Origin of the sequence: Leptolyngbya iicbica LK, assembly GCF_004212215.1 — a bacterium.
In the GTDB taxonomy this organism is placed as follows: domain Bacteria; phylum Cyanobacteriota; class Cyanobacteriia; order Phormidesmidales; family Phormidesmidaceae; genus Halomicronema; species Halomicronema iicbica.
This window is the reverse complement of the sequence record NZ_QVFV01000014.1, coordinates 19,175-40,842: the sequence shown is the minus strand read 5'-3', so window position 1 is coordinate 40,842 and position 21,668 is coordinate 19,175. Positions and strand designations below refer to the sequence as shown.

Annotated in this window: 17 protein-coding genes; 12 read left to right on the top strand and 5 right to left on the bottom strand. The window is 55.5% G+C overall.

Annotation, left to right across the window (positions count from 1 at the left end):
• Window positions 1-98 precede the first annotated feature (98 nt).
• Window positions 99-302, bottom strand: coding sequence for an eL43 family ribosomal protein (locus DYY88_RS23780; protein ID WP_039726719.1), 204 nt, complete (start codon window positions 300-302; stop codon window positions 99-101).
• A gap of 321 nt (window positions 303-623) precedes the next feature.
• On the bottom strand, window positions 624-1,700 hold the full coding sequence (gene queA / locus DYY88_RS23775; protein WP_039729837.1) for a tRNA preQ1(34) S-adenosylmethionine ribosyltransferase-isomerase QueA: 1,077 nt from the start codon (window positions 1,698-1,700) through the stop codon (window positions 624-626).
• Between the two features lie 114 nt (window positions 1,701-1,814).
• On the opposite strand from queA, the gene DYY88_RS23770 reads away from it, so the two are divergent.
• The 4 genes from DYY88_RS23770 (at window position 1,815) to DYY88_RS23755 (ending at window position 5,496) form a co-directional block, all read left to right on the top strand.
• Complete coding sequence (locus DYY88_RS23770; protein ID WP_039726720.1) at window positions 1,815-2,204, top strand: hypothetical protein; 390 nt, start codon at window positions 1,815-1,817, stop codon at window positions 2,202-2,204.
• A 333-nt stretch (window positions 2,205-2,537) separates the two neighbouring features.
• Window positions 2,538-2,783: a DUF2834 domain-containing protein gene (locus DYY88_RS24985; protein WP_367889324.1), complete on the top strand. Its 246-nt coding sequence runs from the start codon at window positions 2,538-2,540 to the stop codon at window positions 2,781-2,783.
• A 29-nt stretch (window positions 2,784-2,812) separates the two neighbouring features.
• On the top strand, window positions 2,813-3,187 hold the full coding sequence (locus DYY88_RS23760) for a hypothetical protein (RefSeq protein WP_039726721.1): 375 nt from the start codon (window positions 2,813-2,815) through the stop codon (window positions 3,185-3,187).
• Window positions 3,188-3,321: 134 nt separating this feature from the next.
• The gene (locus DYY88_RS23755; protein WP_039726722.1) at window positions 3,322-5,496 is read left to right on the top strand and encodes a caspase family protein; all 2,175 of its coding nucleotides are present in this window, start codon (window positions 3,322-3,324) and stop codon (window positions 5,494-5,496) included.
• A gap of 176 nt (window positions 5,497-5,672) precedes the next feature.
• Here the strand turns inward: DYY88_RS23755 and DYY88_RS23750 are convergent, their stop codons facing one another.
• Complete coding sequence (locus DYY88_RS23750; protein ID WP_039726723.1) at window positions 5,673-5,924, bottom strand: hypothetical protein; 252 nt, start codon at window positions 5,922-5,924, stop codon at window positions 5,673-5,675.
• Window positions 5,925-6,059: 135 nt separating this feature from the next.
• Here DYY88_RS23750 and DYY88_RS23745 point away from each other — a divergent pair, with 135 nt between their 5' ends.
• Window positions 6,060-7,127, top strand: a complete 1,068-nt coding sequence (locus tag DYY88_RS23745; RefSeq protein ID WP_039726724.1) for a tetratricopeptide repeat protein — start codon at window positions 6,060-6,062, stop codon at window positions 7,125-7,127.
• A 203-nt stretch (window positions 7,128-7,330) separates the two neighbouring features.
• Here DYY88_RS23745 and DYY88_RS23740 read toward each other — a convergent pair whose 3' ends face one another.
• Window positions 7,331-9,100 (bottom strand): peptide ABC transporter substrate-binding protein, encoded by a 1,770-nt coding sequence (locus tag DYY88_RS23740; RefSeq protein ID WP_039726725.1) that lies wholly within the window; start codon window positions 9,098-9,100, stop codon window positions 7,331-7,333.
• Between the two features lie 392 nt (window positions 9,101-9,492).
• Here DYY88_RS23740 and DYY88_RS23735 point away from each other — a divergent pair, with 392 nt between their 5' ends.
• The gene (locus DYY88_RS23735; protein WP_039726726.1) at window positions 9,493-10,515 is read left to right on the top strand and encodes a formamidase; all 1,023 of its coding nucleotides are present in this window, start codon (window positions 9,493-9,495) and stop codon (window positions 10,513-10,515) included.
• A gap of 231 nt (window positions 10,516-10,746) precedes the next feature.
• Here DYY88_RS23735 and DYY88_RS23730 read toward each other — a convergent pair whose 3' ends face one another.
• A complete protein-coding gene (locus tag DYY88_RS23730) occupies window positions 10,747-12,333 on the bottom strand; it encodes an MFS transporter (protein ID WP_039726727.1) in 1,587 nt (528 codons plus the stop codon).
• A gap of 406 nt (window positions 12,334-12,739) precedes the next feature.
• Between DYY88_RS23730 and DYY88_RS23725 the strand changes: the two genes are divergently transcribed.
• The 6 genes from DYY88_RS23725 (at window position 12,740) to DYY88_RS23700 (ending at window position 21,664) form a co-directional block, all read left to right on the top strand.
• A complete protein-coding gene (locus DYY88_RS23725) occupies window positions 12,740-13,282 on the top strand; it encodes an NADPH-dependent FMN reductase (protein WP_039726728.1) in 543 nt (180 codons plus the stop codon).
• A 143-nt stretch (window positions 13,283-13,425) separates the two neighbouring features.
• Entirely contained in the window at window positions 13,426-14,169 is a 744-nt protein-coding gene (locus DYY88_RS23720; protein WP_039726729.1) for a phosphoadenylyl-sulfate reductase, read from the top strand.
• 406 nt (window positions 14,170-14,575) lie between these two features.
• Complete coding sequence (locus tag DYY88_RS23715) at window positions 14,576-16,738, top strand: polyribonucleotide nucleotidyltransferase (protein ID WP_039726730.1); 2,163 nt, start codon at window positions 14,576-14,578, stop codon at window positions 16,736-16,738.
• 412 nt (window positions 16,739-17,150) lie between these two features.
• Window positions 17,151-19,097: a sulfite reductase, ferredoxin dependent gene (gene sir, locus DYY88_RS23710; RefSeq protein WP_039726731.1), complete on the top strand. Its 1,947-nt coding sequence runs from the start codon at window positions 17,151-17,153 to the stop codon at window positions 19,095-19,097.
• A 343-nt stretch (window positions 19,098-19,440) separates the two neighbouring features.
• The gene (locus DYY88_RS23705; RefSeq protein WP_039726733.1) at window positions 19,441-20,127 is read left to right on the top strand and encodes a class I SAM-dependent methyltransferase; all 687 of its coding nucleotides are present in this window, start codon (window positions 19,441-19,443) and stop codon (window positions 20,125-20,127) included.
• Between the two features lie 190 nt (window positions 20,128-20,317).
• Window positions 20,318-21,664, top strand: a complete 1,347-nt coding sequence (locus DYY88_RS23700) for a serine hydrolase (protein WP_039726734.1) — start codon at window positions 20,318-20,320, stop codon at window positions 21,662-21,664.
• Window positions 21,665-21,668 lie beyond the last annotated feature (4 nt).

Sequence of the window (21,668 nt, the reverse complement as noted above, 5' to 3'; positions counted from 1 at the left end):
GTGAGGCATTCATCTACCTCGCTATGATTCGGATTATGGTGCGACGCTTAGCCTAATTTGATACCTCGGATGAATTCTCAAACATCCTCTGAAGGGGGCTAGCCCCCCATCACCATCACCAGCGTAAACAAAATGCCCAGTAAGCTGGCGAAAAACCAACTCATACCGCGCGGCAAAAGCTCGCGGCTCAAGTCTTTCTTATAACCGCAGTAGAGACATTCAAAAATATCGCTGTCACCGTGTAAGCGCACCAACTCTTTGCGTTTACAGCGAGGACATTCAAAGCCGGTATCTGCAGGCATGGCAACCTCCCGCAAGCTCTGCAATAACTCTCCTCAGGTGTCGCCCACGGCTCGATTGGCCTGACCCACAGACGATATTGGAATCAACATGCTGGGTGTCAGCGATCGCTGGTCTAGCAAGCAGGGCAAGTGATTTAACCTTGGCTAGCTTTGTGACGAATACCAGCCTTCGCAGCGGGCCTCACCTGTAGATGACGCCGTTCCTGATATCTCTATTATTCGCTGCGCCGTTAATGGCCTCAACCTTTTCATGTCAAAGTGTTGAGGCCCATCAAGAAATGTCCTCAAAAAGGGCTGCTGCCTGGCCGATTGCCGCCCCCGTTATCTCCGCGCCGTTGGCAAGATCAGCATCGCATCGCCAAAAGAATAGAAGCGATAGTCCTGCCGAACGGCTTCGGCATAGAGATCCAACAATCGCTGACGACCGATCATGGCACTCACCAACATCATCAGACTTGACTCTGGTAGGTGGAAGTTGGTCATCAGCCCATCCAACACCTGCCACTGATAACCGGGATAGATGAACAGATTGGTTTTGCCCTGCAAAGGTTGTAATTCGCCCGATTGGGCTGCCCCCTCTAAAGCGCGGGTAACCGTGGTGCCGACGGCAATCACGCGCCCCCCGTTGGCCTTGGTCTGGCGAATCTTCTCCACTGTGGCGGCCGGAACATCGAGCCATTCTGCGTGCATGGTGTGGTCGGTGATGGTGGCTGCCTCGACGGGGCGAAAGGTGCCGACCCCGACATGGAGCGTGATGAAGGTGCGATCGATCCCTCGGTCATCCAGTTGCGCAAATAGTTCTGGCGTGAAGTGGAGACCCGCTGTGGGGGCAGCTACCGCGCCGAGTTTTTCCGCATAGATGGTCTGGTAGCGATCGTCAGGAGCCGTCGATTCCGTGATGTAAGGGGGTAGGGGCATCTTGCCGAGGCGATCGCACACCTCATAGAACGACTCTGGACCAGGGATCGTAAATTTTAGGATCCGGCCATTCGTTTCGGGATCAGAGGCGACCACGTCGGCAATTAACGCGGGCTGATCCAGGTTTTCACCAAAGTGAATTTGAGCGCCTGGTTTGAGACGCTTTCCTGGCTTGACCAAAGCGAGCCATTCCAGCGATGCCCGCTCTTCTAGCAACAAGATTTCCACCGCTGCGCCCCCGACTTTTTGGCCAAACAGTCGCGCTGGCAAGACTTTGGTGTCGTTGAGCACCAGCAAATCTCCCGGTTGGAGCAGTGACGGCAGGTCGTACACATGCCGATGCTCGTGCCCGCGAGCCGAGGTGATAGTTAACAAGCGAGCGTGATCGCGGGGCTCGACCGGGTTTTGAGCAATGCGATCGGGCGGCAGTTCGTAATTGTAAGCCGAGAGTTGGAAGTCGGAATTATCGGGAATACCCATGGATTTCGCTGAATTGGGTAGAACCCCCATGGTAATGCGCGGAGTTTCCCAGTGTCTAAAGCGACAGAAAATCACGAAGATATAAATGTACGCACCCACCGGAGGGTATTTCAGATGGATTACATCTATCACCTCGCTAACGCAAGCTTAACCCTTCGAGTTGTCGAACACCTGCTGCAAAAGACCGAGCTGCCTCTTTCCTGGATTACCGTAATTCATCAGATTGACGGTTGGGTTATTAAAGTCAGAATGCACGACGTCATCGAAGAGGCTACGGCTGAAGATTTTCGCGCTTATTTGAATGAACTGGGTATTCCCCACGAGCCCAACATTCGTCTCCGCATGGCGTTATGGGCCCTCGAAACGGGACAATCTCCTGTTGATGTCATGCGCCGCTATCAAGTTGCCGTTGTTTCCCATGGCAAGCCTGAACGTGAAGAAATTGAAGCCTTCCGCAATCAGTTTGTAATGGGTTTGGGTTATTGTCCGGAGACTCTGGCTTAACAGATTTTTGACGTGGCAGTCGGTTTGTCTCTCTTCCCCAATGTCCTGCTTTCTTTGTGAAAGTGGGACATTTTTTTGTGCTTCAACGTTACTCATTTCAGACTATACATCTGACAACATGAGCTTGCTGTTTTCTCTCATTCGTGATGATGAAATATTTTTATGGACTCCTATGCGTAGTAGGTACGGTTTTACCGTTGAGTCAGTTTGTACCCTGGGTGTCCACTTACGGTTGAGATTTATTCCAGCTCATCGCTGAAGCTGCGGCTAATTCAATTAGTACGTTTGCCTGGCTAGATGTCTTAGGAATTAGGATTTTATAAAATCCAAGTTTTGTCGGGCCAGGCATCTTGCCTGCACTTGAACAGCCGAGACGGCTGTTCACACTTAATCAAATTCCCATTCCTTAGGGTCTGCGAGATCGCCCTCATCAGCTTGATTGTTTACGAGGGGCAACGTTTGACCATGCAGATGTTGTGGTTACCGCTAGTCGGTACGCTAACCGTCGGTGTTTCCTTGGGCTTACCGCTATTTTTGCTCCTCCGTGAATTGCATCTCGAGGCCGAAGTCACTGCGTAGAATAAGACTAGGTCAACGGGACAGAACAGATGCGATCGAATCAACTCAATCAGGCGCTAATCAAAATTGTGGGATTGGGCTGGGCGGCGTTTGCGATCGCCGCGATCGCCATTCGAGTCGTCTTGGCTGCGCCCGATGTCGTCTTGCTGGTCGATCGCAGCTATTGTGAACCCTCGGACTGGGCCGTGGTGGCCGACACCTATCAAGACCTTTATCAGCAAGATCAGCGCGGGCAAATCAATCTAGAGTCCGTCATTCTCTTCAGTGACCTGGGTGAAGAGGTGAGTGAACCGCTGTCGCCCGAAGCCTTTCGCAATCTCAATACCTACGGTCAGTTGAGTCCTGGGCGGCAAAACGAGTTGACGGCCCAGTATCCCGATGCCCGCTTGCTGCAATGTCCCTGATCCAGAGGCGGGCGATCGCGCTCCTACGGTTGTAAATATCGTTAGCCCTTTCAGGATTGCCCAGGGGAACGACTGTAGGCTTTAAGCAGTCAACTTTTTCGTTGTCGGTTACGCCCAAATGGGAGGAAGGCAAGATGTCACGGGGATTTTCGCGGCGTCATTTTTTGCAGGCGACAGGGGCGACCTTAGCGGCGCTCGGCTGGTCGCAAATGGACGTGATGCGTCAGGGCGATCGCTATGGCCGTGTCTGGGCACAGTCAACCCCGCGCAAACTAGCCTTGCTCGTCGGCATTAACGATTACCCCAGCGATAGCCGCTTTGCGCCATTGAACGGCTGTGTGAATGATGTTGAGCTGCAATATTATCTGCTGGTGCATCGGTTTGGTTTTAACCCGCGCGATATTGTCAAGCTGACCGATCAACAGGCCACCCGTGAGGGCATGCTCACCGCGTTTGAAGAACACCTCATCAAGCAGGCGCGACCCGGCGATGTGGTTGTGTTTCACTTTTCGGGCCACGGTTCTCGCGTGCTCGACCCCGACCAAGACTTCGAAGATGGTCTGAACAGCACCCTCGTGCCGGTGGATAGTTTTCTCCCCGCCGAGTTTCCCCGCGCGGGTGGGCCGGTGGATGACATCACGGGGCACACGATGTTTTTACTCGGTAGTGCCATGCCCACCGAAAATTACACGGTAGTGTTAGACAGTTGCCATTCCGGCGGTGCGAAGCGGGGCAATCTGACCATTCGATCGCGGGCGGGGGGCAGCGGTCTCTCGATGAGTGACACGGAGTTGGCTTACCAGGCGGACTGGCTATCGCGCCTCAACCTGAGTCCTGAAGACTTTATCCAGCGACGGCGGCAGGGGATTGCCAAAGGGGCGGCGATCGCCTCGACCCGCCGCGAGCAATATGCTGCAGATGCGCCCTTTAGCGACTTTTATGCTGGGGCATTTACCTTTGTGCTCACCCAATACCTGTGGCAACAAACGGGCGAATCGCCCCTGACTGGAGCGATCGCTAACGTTGCCCGCACCACCACCGAGCTCTCCTTTAGCAACCAAGAACCCCAGTTCGAGACGCAGCCTGGCAGCAACTTTGACCGTCAGCCGCTATATTTCGTCCCCAAAATCGCTACCCCGGCTGAAGCCGTGGTCACCAACATTGCGGGGGGGGAAGTTGAAATGTGGCTCGGCGGGGTCGACCCCAACAGTTTGGAAGCCTTTGACGCGGGGGCAGTGCTCTCTGGGGTGGATGCGCGCGGCCAAACGCGAGGACTGGTGCAGCTCACGACCCGCAACGGTTTGACCGGGCGCGGACGACTGGTCGATGCGGACAATTTGCCTTCCGGCTCACTGCTGCAAGAACAGGTGCGCGGCATTCCCACCGATGTCAAATTACGAATTGGTTTGGATGAGTCGTTGGGGGCAGACGCGACCCGTGCCCGCACCGCGTTGGAGGCGATTCCCGGGGTAGAGGCCCGGCCTTTAGGCGGCGAAGAAGTGCACTATATTTTGGGGCGGATGACCGCCGCCTATCGTCAAGAACTGGCGGGTCAGCCCAATCTCCCGGTGGAGGGGGCGATCGGCTTGTTTTCTCAAGGCTTAGACCTGGTGCCCAACGCCTATGGCAATGCGGGAGAGTCGGTGACCGCCGCCATTGAACGATTGCGCCCTAAACTGCGATTGTTGCTGGCGGCGCGCACGGTCAAGCTGGCGTTGAATCCGGGCACCTCTCGTCTCAACCTCAACGTGGCGATGTTTGATGAAATCGGCAACCAAGTTCTCGGTAAAGTGGTGGCCGTGCGCGGTGCCAATACGCCGCCTGAGCCCCGTCCGACGGTGCCGCAAATTGAGGTGGGTCAGGGGCTGCGGTTTGAAATTCAAAATCAAGAAGATCAAGACTTGTATGTGAGTGTATTGGTGATTGATGCCGAAGGCATTATGTCGGTGATTTTTCCGAATCAGTGGACGGCTTCGATCTCGGCGACGCTACTCCCGGCGAGAACGACGTTGCAATTGCCGAAATCCAGTGACAGCTTTCGATTGGTGGCGCAACCGCCGATTGGCACAACCGAGGTGTTAGTCGTCGCCAGCACCAATCCGTTGAATAATGCGCTGCAAGGTTTGCAGGCGATCGCGGACAACGTAGGCGTGTCGCGCGGCCCCGTGGGCATTGAAGATCCCAACGACGTGATTGATGGTTTGTTGGCCGATATCAGTGACGACACGCGGGGCACGGGCACGGCCACTACGCGATCGATCAATGTGTCGGAACTGGCGGCGCTCTCCATCACCTTTGACACTATTTAGTCAGAGCGCTCGGAGATGGGGGTGCATGCCACATTCTGGTTGAGGACAGTGGCTGGTTAGTTGAGTCCCTGGGTGGTTGGGTCGCTGAGGCGTTGGAACGGTGTCTGGCTGGCTGTTGATCGCGTCCCGCAGCGCTCTTATGCCAGTTTGGGTATGAAGATCCGATGAACATTCCATCAAGTTTTTGCAAGCTGCTCTGGAGCCCCAATCCCCCATATTTCAGTGTTTTCACGGACTAGATTCATCTCTGAACGTCCGGTCTTGGCAACGCTGTTCAAGAAGAGATGATTAAGGGCGATCGCATCCACCGCTGGAGGCATCTCAGCACGGCAAAATAAAAGTCGTCTATTCTCGTTGAAGGGCATATCTGCTTGTACGGATGGCGCTTGTTGTTTACCGGATGGCCTTAACAGGTCTTTAACTGTCATTTGGTTCAGCCATCGGGGTTGAATGCAGACTGACGATGACCTCTGTACAGAACTGACGAACTCTGAGTGAGTGACGAGGCGGCCTGGTCGTCCCAGTCAGTTTCTACCCAACCTAGTCCTACTGAAGCCTAAAATATGAAGTCAACCGCTAATCTTGAGCAATGGCTCATAGAATGTGATGCTGAGCTTGAGCAGGGCCATAGCACCGCCGAGCTTTGGCAACAGCGTAGCTTTTGTCTGGCGCAGCTACAGCGCTATCCCGAAGCTATTATGAGTTTTCAGCAGGCGCTCACCTTAGATTCGGATAATCCTCGAGTTTGGTGTAACTATGCCAGTACGTTAGCGGCGACCGGACAACTGGCTGATGCGGTTTACGCCTATGACCGGGCGCTCGATTTGGCCCCCAACTATGCCAATGTGTGGCGACGGCGTGGCAAAGTGCTCTATCGCCAAAAGGAATATGTGCGGGCGATCGAAAGCTACGACCACGCTCTCGCGTTAGCGCCGACGGATGCGCGCTTATGGTACGGCAAGGGGTTAGCCGCATATCAGTTGGGACAACTGAGCCAAGCGATCGAATTATTCAAAACCGCGATCGCCAACGAACCCAATAGTCCCGAAATTCATATTTCGCTTGCTTATGCCCTGATTGATAATCAGCAAAAGAGTCAAGCCCTCGCCTATCTACAACCCTGGATTACCAAAGGCTTCCAAAACGAGCGTTTATTTCAGTGTTATGCCTATTTGCTAGACCAGCGCGGCGATCACAATGAGGCTCTGTATTACTTAGAGCAGGCTTGTGACCTCGACCCCGGCAATGTCGATTTCTGGTTTCACCGAGGGATTGTACTCACTCGGTTACGGCGCTTGCCCGAAGCCCACGAAGTCTTTCGCGAAGTGCTGATGCGGCGGGCTGATAAACCGGATGCCTGGCTGGCGTTGGGGCTGGTCTTGCGCCATCTGTCAGAACCGGAGGCGGCGATCGCGGCGTTTGATAAAGCCTTGGCGCTGTCGCCGAGTCATCCCCTAGCGTTCTTTCATCAGGCGAGTTGCTATGCGGCCCTCGGTCGCGATGACTGGGCTGCCGAGCATTTGCGGCGGGCGCTTTCGCTCGACACCCAAACTTACTTGCTCAAGGCACAACGTGACCCCATTTTGCAGGGCCTGAAGCAGCACTTTTTACCAGCTGCAAATGCCAGCTAAAATTCAATTCTCGTTGATAGCGCGACAGGTCTGGATGTATGAGCGAGGGAGCCCGGGGGCAGTCTGTGTAGTCGCGACTTAGAGAATTGATATGAGGGCTACGTGCTGATATCAGCTCCCAAAACATCAGAGTATCTGTACGGGTTTGGCACTGCCAAACCCCAACAATCGGCGGTGACATACCCACCCCCTATCGACTGCCTTCAACTCCCTGACTCAGGGGTTTGGCGTTGCCAGTCGCCGATGTTCCAGGTGCTAGCGTCCCAGGGGGTGGGGTCGACTCCGGTCAGCGTTTTGCTCACGCCGTTGGCGATCGCCCGATGCACAATGGGAATCACCGCCACATCTTCCGCCAGTAGTGCATCCAACTCTTGAAAGAGAGCGGCCCGCTTTTCGAGGGTGAGTTCTTGCTTGGCCGTGGCGAACAGGGCGTCGTACTCGGGATTGCAGTAGCGGGCGTTATTCGGTTTTTGCCATTGATTCGCCTGGGTCGCAATTTGGTCGCAGGTCCACCAACCCAGATAAATGGTGGGATCGGGATGATCGTTGCCGGTCGTATACGCCTGCATATCTGCGTAGAAATGGTTGATGCTGTTGGTCTGCTCTGGGTCACCCGAGAAGAAATCATCCACCCGCACCCGTTTGATATCCACGTCGATGCCGAGCTCTTCCAAACTTTCAGCGACCAGGGTTTGAGTCTTTTGGCGCACCGGATTTACCGACGTCTGAAAGACCACTTCCATGGCTTGGCCATCGCGATCGCGCACGCCATCCCCGTCGGTATCCGTCCAACCCGCCGCGTCCAGCAGCTCCGCCGCCCGCTCTGGGTCATATTCGTAGGGCACGGTGCCCGGACTGGCAAAGGGCCGGGGTGCAACTAACAATTGAGCGGTGGGGCGACCCGTAAACCCGTACAGCTCTTCGGCAATGGTGTCGCGATCGATGGCGTAGGCGATCGCTTGCCGCACTCGCACATCGCTCAAAAAGGGATGCGGCGCTTGCAGACTGGAGCGCTCGCCCGCCTCCGTCTCGGCAAAAGGATCGGTGGGGTTGAGCATAATCCGCTCTACCAGGCCACCAAAGACAGTGTCCACGACACCTTGCCCATCCTGCTGCAGGTCTTTGAGCAGCTCGACCTCGACTTGCAAGTTGTGGGCAAAGTCGGCTTCGCCCGTGCTCAAGACTTCTCGCGCTGCCGCGTAGGGGGCCAGGCCACCCACAAATTCCACCCGCTTGAAGGCGGGAGTCTCGCCGCGATAGTTCGGATTGGGGACAAAGGAAATGCTGCCGGGTTGCGAGTCGCTGACCTGATACGGGCCGGTGCCAATGGGGGCCAGATTCGCTTCGGCATCTCGGGCCTCCGCGCCATTGGCTGACTCGAAAATGTGTTTGGGCAAAATGACGCCAGTTTGCCCCGTAAAGGGAATTTGCCAGGCGGCGGTGACATCGGTGAAATTGATTTTGACCGTCTGTTCGTCCAGCGCCTCGACCGATTCCACGCCCTCATAATATTGGGCGGTCGCGGCTCTCACTTGAGGATTGCTGACAAACTCAAAGGTGAAAACGACATCCTCAGCGGTCAACGGTTCGCCATCAGACCACACGACGTCGGGCTGGAGTTGCCAGGTCACCGATCGCCCATCTGCCGCGACGCCCTCATTCTCTTCTGAGGGAATTTCTGCCGCCAAAATCGGCACCAATTCCCCCCGCTTATTGGCAGTTGCCAGAGGTTCGAGAACGATGCGCCCCGCTTCAAAATCTTGAATGCCCGTCGCCAGATGTGGATTTAGCGTCACCGGCACGCGGCTATACAACAGGCGTAAGGTATTGCGATCGCGCTGCGCTACCGAGGCCGTCTCAGCTTGCTCTCCCGTGTCGGCGATCGGTGACTGGCTGCAACCGCCCGCGATCGTCGCCCCCAGCAGCACACAGCCCACTGTCATCCCCGCTAGATATCGACGCTGCTCGGTCATTGATGTATCCACAGTTACGAATTGCGATCCTATCCTAGCGATCGCTGACTCAATTGCGGGGTGTGCTGATTTCTAAGGCGGGTAACTGGGTTGTAGGATATCCCGCTTGGGTGTCAGTGTTTTTGAGTGCGTGCCTGACGTCTAAATCTGGATGATGACATACTTGGCGAACCACTCCCCTCATCCCCCAGCCCCTTCTCCCAGTTTTGGGAGAAGGGGGGCCGGACAAGTCCCTCTCCCAGTTTTGGGAGAGGGATTTAGGGTGAGGGCGAGCATGTGGTTAGGCAAGTATATGAATGCCTAAATTTGAGCAGGGTTGCAGCGATCGCCACAAAATCGAGTTCCCGCCAGTGGCACAGTAGCCATGTTCCTAATATTTGCTAAAGATTGCCATGAGTGGACTTGGTGGACTGAATAAAACCCCCAACGGGGTCGTGCTGGGCATGGTGCAGGCGCAGTTGCCCAATGTGGTAACGCCGGATGACCTCGCCGCCCAAACCCAACGCATCGTTGACATGGTCGCCAAGGCCCGCCGCAACATGCCGACGATGGATTTGGTGGTCTTTCCCGAATACTCGCTGCATGGGCTCTCGATGGACACTAACCCCGACATCATGTGTCGCCTCGATGGCCCAGAAGTTGCCGCCTTTCGCCAAGCCTGCATCGACAACGCCATCTGGGGCTGCTTTTCCATCATGGAATTCAACCCGAAGGGCAACCCTTACAACAGCGGCCTGATCATCGACGACCAGGGGGAACTCAAGCTCTACTACCGTAAGCTCCACCCCTGGGTGCCCGTGGAACCGTGGGAACCCGGCAACATTGGCATTCCGGTCTGTGAAGGGCCGAACGGCAGCACTCTGGCGCTAATCATCTGCCACGACGGCATGTTCCCCGAAATGGCCCGGGAATGTGCCTACAAAGGGGCCGAAATCATGATCCGCACGGCGGGCTACACCGCCCCGATTCGTCATTCCTGGCGCGTCACCAATCAGGCCAACGCCTTCAGCAACCTCATGGTGACGGCCTCTGTCTGTATGTGCGGCACCGACGGCACCTTCGACTCGATGGGCGAGGGCATGATCGTCAACTTCGACGGCGAACCGTTGGTAATGGGCAGCCACCGCCCCGATGAAATCATCACCGCCGAAGTGCGTCCCGACTTGGTGCGCGAAGCCCGCAAATATTGGGGCGTGGAGAACAATATTTACCAGTTTGGTCATCGGGGGTACGTCGCAGTGAAAGGCGGTGCCCAAGACTGCCCCTACACCTACATGAAAGACATGGTGGATGGCAACTACCGCTTGCCTTGGGAAGAGGACGTGGTTCATACCGACGGCACCTCCTGCGGCTTTGACGCTCCTACGCGAGACTATCAGGGCGAAGAGATGCCGACGCTACCCAGCCAGGTTTGAGCGATCGCTTTGCAGCACATCTTTAAGCAAACTCTACTCCTGCAGCGACCCAATTTTCTCAACCCGAGGCAGGATGGTGTCGTGATGGCACTGGGGATCGCTGCTTTGAGGTGTGCTGCTTTGGAGATGCGCTTGCAATCAAGGTTTTGGCTACGGTTTGACCTTGCCCATTCGCTTTTTTACAGTTTGAGTCTGGAATGTTATTTGCCTGCCCAGTTTTAACCAGTGGGTTTAGCCCAGTTTGAGATCGGGCAAGCCAGGGGTCAGGACTAGTCCTAACAGCGCGATGAACACAAGAAACACCATGCCGCCCCGGAATGCCCGCAGGCGTTCGGTGCGATAGGCCAACTCGATGCGATCGCTGATTTCAGGCGACAGGGTGGTCTGCTCTAGCGCCTGTTGAACTTGGGTATCAGAGACCAGTTGGATGCGGCTTTCTAAGCCTGCCACGATGTCGGGCTTCAAATCGGCGGGGATCTCGCTGTCGCTGGTGATGTTGCGTTGTAGCCCGATCAGCAAGGTGCTCAGCATCACGGCCCCCACTAAGGCGACGCCGACGGAGTTACCCAATTGCTCAAAGGTCGAATTGAGTCCGGCGGTAGCGGTGGTGTCGGCTTCTTCCACCGAAGAGAGAATTAGGTTCAAAATTTGGGAGGCAATGAGCCCCGAACCGATGCCAAAGATGATGGCATTAGCGAGTTGGTTGGGCGTCGCATCAAGCTGCACTGTGAACAGCAGTTGCAGCAAGCCCAGAATGGCCAAAATGTAGCCGACCTGGATGATGCGCTTGGCGCGAAAGCGACCGGATAACCTGGCCCCCGCGATCGCAAAAATCAGAATCGAAATCGACAGCGGCAATAGGGCAATGCCCGTTTGCATCGCGGTGAATTCAAACGTGAGTTGGAGCAGCAACGGCACAATGAAAAAGAACGACGCCATCAGGCCCATGTGCGAAAAGCGCACTGCAAACCCCGACACTAAACCCGGCACCTGAAACAACGACGGCTTGAACAGGCCCACTTGACCGTGGCGCTCAAGATGCCGTTCCCAGAGCAGCAAAAGCAGCAGCAGCAATACCCCCCCGCCAAACATGAAGGGCACGATGGAGAGACCAAAGGGCGCGATCGCGAGGGAGCCGATCGTCAGGGGTTGCTTCGCCAGCCAGACCCCGTAGGGTTGAGCCATGAGAATGCTAAGCACGACGGTGGAGAAACCAAAAATGGATAGCAGCGCCCCTAGGATGTCAAAGCGGGGGGGATTTTGGGGGCGATCGCCCGGAATGCTGCGACTCAGCACTAAGACGGCAATCACCACGATCACTTCTAGACGAAAAGCCCAGCGCCAACTGTGAAACGTGGTCAAATAGCCGCCCATGATAGGCCCGAGGGCCGCGCCCACGGCACTCACCGCACTGATAATGCCGTAAGCAAAAGCGAGATCTTTGCCGGTGTAGCGATCGCGCAGCAAATTTTGCAAATTGGGCACCATCAGCGCTGAGCCCAAGCCTTCTAAAACGGACCAGCCGATCACCAGCATGCCCAGGGTTTGACTCAGTGAGGCGGTGAACGTTCCCACCCCAAAAATCACCATGCCGGTCAAAAAGATCAGCCGTTTGCCAAAGCGATCGGCTAAGGTGCTGCCAACAAGCATGAACGCCGCCATCACCAGCGCGTATAGCGAAATCGCCGACTGAATGCCTACCACTGTGGTGTTGAGATCGGCCACCAGAGCCGAGATCGACACATTCATGATGGTCGTGTCGATGACCACCACAAACATCGACATCGACAGCAGCACCAGCAGCATCCACTTTTTCATCGCTTTGTCACCCTCTACTCGACAACTAGACTGGGCTTTGCAATACCGCTGTGGGCGTCACAATGGCCTCTCACCGCGTCAACGGGTACCGCGCCGACTGTCATCGCTGACCAGAGGACCCGCCGCACCTGTTCTGCATTCGCCGAGTCCAATCGTTGGGACTCGCCTCAGTATCTTAAGGCTTGACCCACAGAACACCGCCTCGAGTTAACAAGATGCCAATGAGCGAGCCCTCGGAAATCTAGCGGCTGCCCGGTGTGCTGTCCGATCGCCGGCTCCTTGCAACGCAGCGATCGCGCCCTGTGATCGTTTGCAATCGCCGGGGGAATAAAATGCTATAGTTATCTCATACTCATAACGAGTCCGTCTTATTGTTTGATTGATTTGCAGTATTAGGAGAACCCCAATGGTGAAGTTGGTTGGCATTGCGGGCAGTTTACGTCCCGAATCTCACAGCCATCAGGCGCTCGCGATCGCCACTCGCAAAGCCCAGGAGTTAGGCGCTGAGGTCACCGTGCTCGATTTGCGCGAGATGACGCTGCCCTTCTGCAATGGAGGTGATTACGGCGACTATCCGGATGTCGCCCGCTTGCAGGAAACGGTGAAGGACGCTGACGGCTTGATTTTGGCGACGCCGGAATATCACGGTAGCGTGAGCGGCGTCTTGAAAAATGCCCTCGACCTGATGAGCTTTGAGCATTTAGAGGGTAAGGTGGTTGCCCCAATCAGCGTCTTGGGCGGACAGGCCAACAGCAACGCGCTGAACGATTTGCGCAAAATTGCCCGTTGGGTACATGCCTGGGTGATTCCCGAACAGGTTGCGATCGGGCAAGCGTGGCAGGCGTTTGATGAACAGGGCAAATTGGTCGATGCCAAATTGGCTGAGCGACTGGATGGGTTAGTCGAGAGCTTGGTCAGCCACACGCAAAAGCTGCGGCCATCAGCCTGAGGTGGCATCAGAGCCTCGCCGCCCCGACCATGGTCTACCCTGTGGTAGAGATGTCGGTGAACGACAGTGCTAAGCCCACCAACTTAGCCAATCCGTCGTACACTTGCCAAAGCATCGGCGGCTAATCTCCACTTCCCGACAGCATGATTGATCTCAAGCAAGCCAACCAAGCGCTAGAGACTGACCTCCATCACAAAGATGCCACTCAAATTGTGACCTGGGCTCAGGCAACCTTTGGCCCGGGGCTAATTCTGAGTACCAGTTTTGGCATTCAGTCAGCGGTGATGCTGCATTTGGTCACGCAGGTGGTGCCCCAAATTCCGGTGGTGTGGGTCGATACGGGGTACTTGCCAGTTGAGACTTATCAATTTGCTGAGGCCCTTACCCAGCGGCTGCAGCTCAATTTGCAGGTCTATCAGTCCCCCATTAGTCCGGCTCGCATGGAAGCCCTGTACGGCAAACTTTGGGCGAGTCAAGAGGTCGAAGCCTTTAATAAATATGACTACATGCGCAAAGTAGAACCGATGCAGCGGGCGTTGCGCGAGTTGGGGGCCACTGCTTGGCTGGCGGGGCTGCGAGCCGATCAAACAGATCATCGCAAAACGCTGGATGTGGTTACGCAACAAGGTGATATCTATAAAATTTCGCCCATTTTGAATTGGCATGCCAGAGATATTTATAAATACCTCCAGGCTTATGATTTGCCGTATCATCCCTTATTTGACAAGGGCTACGTCTCAGTTGGGGATTGGCATTCCAGCCGTCCGCTCATGGCTGAGGATGAGAGCGATCGCGACACCCGATTTCGCGGCATGAAACAAGAGTGCGGGCTGCACTTACCCCAAACTCCCGGCGAAGCGGAAAGTCTCGACTCTAGTTATCTGTAAGCCATTTGCGATCGCGGTGCCGTCCTTAACCCCCCTCAAACATTAATTAAATCCAAAAATCTCGTGGCTAAAAACGACGGTGATGGCAGTCGTTCAGGGCTAGAGCTTATTCTCATAAAGCTGGTTGGCGCTGTGCTTGGAGACTGTCTTTGGGCCTGGGTGGAGGGCTTTCTGATCGGCTTAGTGGCCGCCCAATGAGCATTCGCAAAAACGCTGAAAATCCTGATTTCACTAGCTTTTTTGAAAGCTTGAGCAGTTTCTACAGCGAGATTTCCAGTGCTTCAATAAATCGCAATTCTGCCCTGCCTGCAACAGTCTCTTAAGGAAAAAAACGCTTGCCAATTACAGTGTTACGATTGAGGGCGACACAAAAGAGAAACAAAAAAACGAAAGGATAAAGTAATCCATGCAAGAAGTTGACAAGTCAATATCCTTTGATGGACGGGATATCCGACTTAAAGTAGGTTTGCTAGCGCCCCAAGCGGGGGGCTCCGTGTTGATCGAGTCTGGCGAAACTTCAGTCCTTGTGACCGCCACTCGTTCATCCGGTCGTGAAGGGATTGATTTCCTCCCATTACTCGTTGATTACGAAGAAAGACTGTATGCCGCAGGGCGTATCCCCGGTGGTTTTTTACGGCGGGAAGGCCGACCGCCCGAGCGGGCCACCCTGGTGAGTCGATTGATCGATCGCCCCATGCGGCCCCTCTTTCCGAGCTGGATGCGGGATGACATTCAGATTGTGGCCAGCACCCTCTCGATGGATGAGCAAGTACCTCCGGACGTGCTGGCGGCAACTGGAGCCTCCATCGCCACTCTACTGGCTCAAATTCCCTTTAACGGCCCCATGGCAACGGTGCGGGTTGGTCTGATCGGCGACGATTTCATCATTAACCCCACGTATGAAGAAATCGAAAAGGGCGACCTTGATCTGATCGTGGCCGGTTCGCCCGACGGGGTGATCATGGTCGAGGCAGGAGCCAACCAACTGCCTGAACAGGATGTGATCGAAGCGATCGACTTTGGTTATGAAGTCGTGCAAGATTTGATCAAAGCGCAGAACGAATTGATGGCGGAACTGGGCATTGAGCGCGTGACTGCGACGCCGCCGGAAACGGATCCAACGCTGGAGCAGTTTTTGACAGAGCGGGCGACTGAGCCCATCAAAGGCATCCTCAAGCAGTTTGATTTGCCGAAGCCTGAACGCGATGAAAAACTCGACGCCATTAAGGCAGAGATTGCCGAAGAGATTGCCGCCAAGCCCGAGGATGATCCGGTACGGCAAGCAGTTGAGGAGAATCCCAAAGCCCTCGGCAATACCTACAAAGGCATCACCAAAAAGCTGATGCGCAAGCAGATTGTTGAAGAGGGCGTTCGCATCGATGGACGTAAGTTGGATGAAGTCCGTAAGCTTAGCTCGCAGGTCGGTTTGTTGCCTTCCCGAGTGCATGGCACTGGGCTATTTCAGCGCGGGCTGACTCAGGTGCTGTCGGTCGTTACCTTGGGTACCTCTGGCGATGCGCAAATCATGGATGATCTGCATCCCGATGACGACAAGCGGTATCTGCACCATTACAACTTCCCCCCTTACTCCGTGGGCGAAACGCGCCCGATGCGATCGCCCGGTCGGCGGGAAATCGGTCACGGGGCATTGGCCGAGCGCGCCCTCGTTCCGGTGCTGCCGCCGAAAGAAGACTTCCCCTATGTCATTCGCGTGGTGTCGGAAGTGTTGTCGTCCGACGGTTCCACCTCGATGGGGTCCGTCTGCGGCTCGACCCTGAGTTTGATGGATGCCGGGGTGCCTATCACCAAGCCCGTGAGCGGGGCCGCCATGGGGTTGATCAAAGAGGGCGACGAAGTCCGAATTTTGACTGACATTCAGGGCATCGAAGATTTCCTCGGTGACATGGACTTTAAGGTGGCGGGCACGGATACCGGCATCACCGCCTTACAAATGGACATGAAAATCACGGGCTTACCCGTGGAAGTGATCGCCCAGGCGATTCGTCAGGCCAAGGGTGCCCGGCTGCATATTCTGCAATCCATGTTGCAAGCGATCGCGGCTCCTCGGGAAAAACTCTCCCCCTTTGCGCCCCGACTGCTCAGCTTCAAGATTGATCCGGAGATGATCGGTATGGTCATCGGCCCGGGCGGCAAGAAGATCAAGGGCATCACGGAACAGACTGGCGCTAAGGTCGATATCGAAGACGATGGCACGGTGACCGTTTCGTCGCTGGATGGCAAGAAGGCGGAAGAAGCCAAGGCCATGATCGAAGCGATCGTCTTCAAGCCCTCGGTGGGTGACGTGTTCCTCGGTAAGGTGGTGCGCATCATTCCCATCGGCGCGTTTGTGGAGTTTCTGCCCGGCTCCGATGGCATGATTCACATCTCGCAGTTGGCTGACTATCGCGTCAACAAAGTCGAAGATGAGGTGTCTGTGGGTGACGAAGTCGTGGTGAAAATCCGCGAAATCGACAACCGGGGGCGCGTCAACTTAACGCGGCTGAATATCCATCCGGATGAAGCGGCTGCCGCTCGGGCTGCCGCAGGGGCCGAGGCTCCCGCTAGCTAATAAGCTGCAAGAGGGTCGCCTGGGGGCGACGGTGATGGGCAAAAAGGAGGTGCGATCGCACCTCCTTTTTGTTGTCTTTAGCTGGCTTGCGCTCAACCAAATTTGTTGATGCGCAACTGTCAAGATTTGTAGCGTGGCAGGCCGTAGCGTCGCCGGGGGGTGAGCGAGAATGTACCCAACAGCTTGTCGGCCAAGCCATACAGCTATTTGATAGCCTGTCTTCGGGGTGAAGAAAATGAGCAACTCCCTAGTGATGGGGGTGATGTTTTCCAGGGATCCAGTGCTAAGATTGTGACTATTCACCCAAATCCCGACCGGGTTACCGTATATTCCTGGGCCGAGCATCGCGCCGGGTTGCTGCTCTCGGCTATTCCAGGGAAATGGATTTTACTTATTTCACTCTCAGCGCCCTATGGTTCAGACTCCGATCAACCCCCAATCTCTGCAATCTGCTGTTGACCACAAAGTTTCGAAGCTCGAAGGCATCAAAGAGCGCAGCAACTTTTTGCGCGAACCCCTCGCGACGGAATTGCGCCAAGACACCAATCATTTCACCGATGCGGCGGTGCAGATCCTCAAATTTCACGGGTCTTACCAGCAAGACAATCGGGATAACCGGGTCAAAGGTCAGGAAAAGGACTACCGGATGATGCTGCGGACGCGGAATCCTGGTGGCTTCATTCCCCCACAGCTCTACCTGGCGTTGGATGAGTTGAGCGATCGCTACGGCTACGGTCATTTGCGGGCCACGACCCGCCAGGGCATTCAACTCCACGGCATTCTCAAGTCCAACTTGCAGGCCACTGTCGCGACCATCATTCAAAACCTCGGCTCGACCCTGGGCGCGTGTGGTGACCTCAACCGCAACATCATGGCCCCCCCCGCTATTTTCAGAGACAAGCCGGAGTATCTGATTGCTCAAGAGTACGCGGACAAAATTGCCGACCTGCTGCGTCCCCAAACCGAGGCCTATTACGAGATCTGGCTGGATGGTGAAAAAGCCGTCACGGTCGAGGAGCACCCCGACGTGGTCGCCGCGCGGCAGCAAAATTACAACGGCACCGTCTTTGCCGACAGCGCTGAGCCGATTTACGGCACCCACTACATGCCCCGCAAGTTCAAAATGGCGGTAACGGTGCCGGGTGACAACTCCGTCGATGCCTACACTCAGGATGTGACCTTAGTCGTCATTACGAACAAAGCCGGAGCCCTGCAAGGCTTCAATATCCTCGCGGGCGGTGGCATGGGCCGCACCCACAACAAAGAAGAAACCTTTGCCCGCATTGCTGACGAAATTGGCTACGTTGACAAAGCCGATATTTTTGACGCGGTGAAGGCGATCGTGGCGACCCAACGCGATTATGGCGATCGCTTCCAGCGGCGTCATGCCCGGATGAAGTATCTGCTCCACGACTGGGGCGTCGAAAAATTCCGCGAGCAAGTCGAAAGCTACTTTGGCAAACCGCTCAAGCCCTTCAAAAAGCTGCCCGCCTGGAAATTTGAAGATTACCTTGGCTGGTACGAACAGGGCGACGGCAAGTGGTTTGTCGGCGTCAACATCGACAATGGCCGAATTTACGACAACGGCAGCCTCAACCTACGCAGCGCCCTCCGCACCATTGTCGAGCGCTACCAGGTACCGATGCGCATCACGGCGAACCAAAACATTGTGCTCTATGACATTGAGCCCGGCGACAAAGCCGCCATTCAAACGCTGTTAGATGAGCACGGCGTCACTCGTCCCGATCAAGTAGATCAGATGGTGCGCGAGGCGATGGCCTGCCCCGCTTTGCCCATGTGCGGCCTGGCGGTGACCGAGTCAGAGCGGGTGATTCCGGACATTTTGGGTCGCGTGCGCGCGTTGCTGACCAAACTGGGCTTGCCCGACGAGCACTTTGTCGTGCGCATGACGGGGTGCCCCAATGGCTGTGCGCGTCCTTACATGGCGGAACTTGGGTTTGTTGGCAGTGCGCCCGAGAGCTATCAAATCTGGCTGGGTGGCTCGCCCAATCAAACCCGTCTGGCCCGCGCCTATACCGAGCGGCTCCCTGTCGATGAATTGGAATTCTTCCTAGAGCCTCTGTTTGTTTATTTCCGCGACCAACGGCGCGTGGGCGAAAGCTTTGGTGACTTTTGCGATCGCGTCTCCTTCGACGCCCTGCGCAAGTTCTCCGCTGGCTACGACCCCGCCACGTACCAGCCGCGCAAAAAAGATCAGCGTCACCGCATCGGTGTCTACAGCGATACCTACGAGTTGCTGAAAGTCGCGGTCGAAAAGGAAGGTCGCCCCATGTCGCAAATCACGGCGGATGCGATCGCCGACTACGTCGCCAAATACCTGGCCGAAAATGGGGCTTAAGGATCGGCCAACCTCGAACCTCCCGTTACCTGGGTGGCTCGGTAGCTGGGTGGCTGGGTGGCTGGGTGGCTGGGTGGCTGGATGAATGAGTCGCGCAGTTAGGGATCGGTACTGTACTCTCGAACGCTTCCCTTCGCAGGCCAAGCATACCCAGCCCATCGTTTTATCCAAGAAGTCCATCCTCTAGAGCGAGCCCTTCCCACAGCGCTTGCTTTAGAGGATTTTTATTGCCCCCTTTCTCCCCCGCTCCCCTACCCTTCTGCCCCCTTTCTCCCCTGCCCTGCCAAAAACTCGCAGATTTGAGAAGATTAAGAAACATTGCATTCATCTTGCCTGCTAATTTATGAAAGCCCTGCTCGAATCCCACCAGCGCACCAAACTTGATCCCACCAGCGACTCGCTGTTTTACGAATATCCCCGCTTCGTCACTCACGTAGATGATGGCTTTATTCAGCAGCTGACCGATCTGTATCGCGATCGCCTCAAGCCGGGCATGCGCATCTTTGACATGATGAGCAGCTGGATCTCCCATCTACCTGATGACATGGACTTTGAGTGGGTCGAAGGCCACGGTCTCAATGGTGAGGAACTGGCCAAGAATCCTCAGCTAAATCATTACTTTGTGCAAAATCTGAACGAGAACGATCAGTTGCCTCTCGAAGATCAGTCCTTTGATGCTGTGCTCAACACCGTCTCGGTGCAGTACTTGCAATATCCCGAAGCGGTGTTTGCTGAGATGTATCGAATTTTGAAACCCGGTGGCATTACGATCGTCAGCTTCTCGAATCGCATGTTTTACCAAAAAGCGATCGCGGCCTGGCGCGATGGCACCGAAGCTCAGCGAGTGCATTTAGTGAAGCAGTATTTTCAATCGGTGCCCGGTTTCGGTACGCCAGAAGTGATTGCCCAAGCCTCGACAGTGCCCGTGATGTTGCAAATGCTGGGATTGGGCAGCAGCGATCCCTTTTACGCAGTGATTGCTGAGCGCCTGGAACCGCTGGTATCCGAGTCAGCGACCTCGCCTGAATAGCTGTATCAGCTTGCTAACCGGGTTCTTGGCGGGAGAGCGGTGGCATTGGCTAGCCAGCTGACAGCGTTGCTTCGTGATCAGCCCCAAAGGGCTTTCTGCATAATTCGTATTCCACAGGACATTTATGCGCCTCACAAGAGCGATAATTTAGCGAGCGGTGGTGGTGTGTGTCCGTAAGGAGTGAGAAGCCGTGGTGTTAGGAGATAGTCTAAAAAATCGGTTTGCAGGGCGAGGCTGGAGCGGACCGGCTTTGTTTGGGGCTGGCTTGGTGTCGGGTTTGGCGGTGGCGATCGCGGTAGGCACCCTGTACCCAACGATCTCATCACCAGGACTGCAACCGTCATCAACCGATAGCGAGACTGACAGTGCGGCTGATGCTGATGAAGCTTTAGTGCCGGAAGCCGCAGCATCCGTTGATTTAGCTGCTCAGTTTACCGATACCCAGGCAGTGCGCTTGACCCGGCGGCGACTAGAGCAAGAGGCGATCGCCGATGCCAATCTCGCCCGTTCTAAAGAGCTGGCGGTGCAGGGCATTGCCACCCGAGATGCCGGACGCGCCGATGGCGAAGAAACCCTGGCCGAGCTACAGCAGCAGGAATACTTGTGGGAAGCGGCCCTGCGCCAACTCGACCAAATTCCGGAATCCTCGAGTGTGGCTGAGGTGGCCGCCGCTCGCCGCGAGACGTATCAAGCGATTCTAGAGCCGGTTAAAGAAGATATTCGTGAGCTACAGTCAGCCTTTTTAGCCGAGATTGCCGAGTCCACGGGGCGGCCCCACGCCATTCGCATTACCCTCTGCCATCTAGACGGCACCTGCTTGGACTACAAAGGGGATCAACCACCCGCGAGTCCCGCCAGTCTGATCAAGCTGCCTGTGGCCGTCGTCTTGATGAAAAAATTGACCGACGAAGGCATCGATATCGACGAGCCGATGTATATCGACGCGCACAACTTTACGGAAAATGCTCGGGGCGCCAAGATCTTCGTGACTGAGACGTATCCCATCCGCGAAGTGATGGTGCGAATGATCAAAGAAAGCAACAACATCGCCACGAACCAACTGCTGGATTATTTGGGGTGGGAATATATGGATCAGGCTCTGCAAGAGCTGGGCTATGAGCAAACCAAGATTCGCACTAAGCTAACCGGCAACCGCATCTCCCCAACGAAAAATCGGTCTGTGGGTCGCAACGTAATGACCACCAATGAAATCACCGAAATGATGCGCCAGGTCTATACCTTCGAAGGGTCAGGGTCAGACGAAATTTTGGATGCCATGGTCGGCCAGTATGACTGGGACTTTGGTTACACCGCCATTAGCAAGCTGCGCAATAAGCGCGTCGCGTGGATTGGCGAAAAGACCGGCCAAAACTCGAACGTCATCGGCAGCTCGACTGCGCTGAAGATCGACGATGAGCGCTATGTGTTGACAGTGACGATTGACAACAGCGGCAACCAACATATGTTGCGGCAGGTCATGGGTGATGTCATTCAGCATGTGCTGGATGAAGGGCATCTCGTCCCTGTGACGCGATAACTCC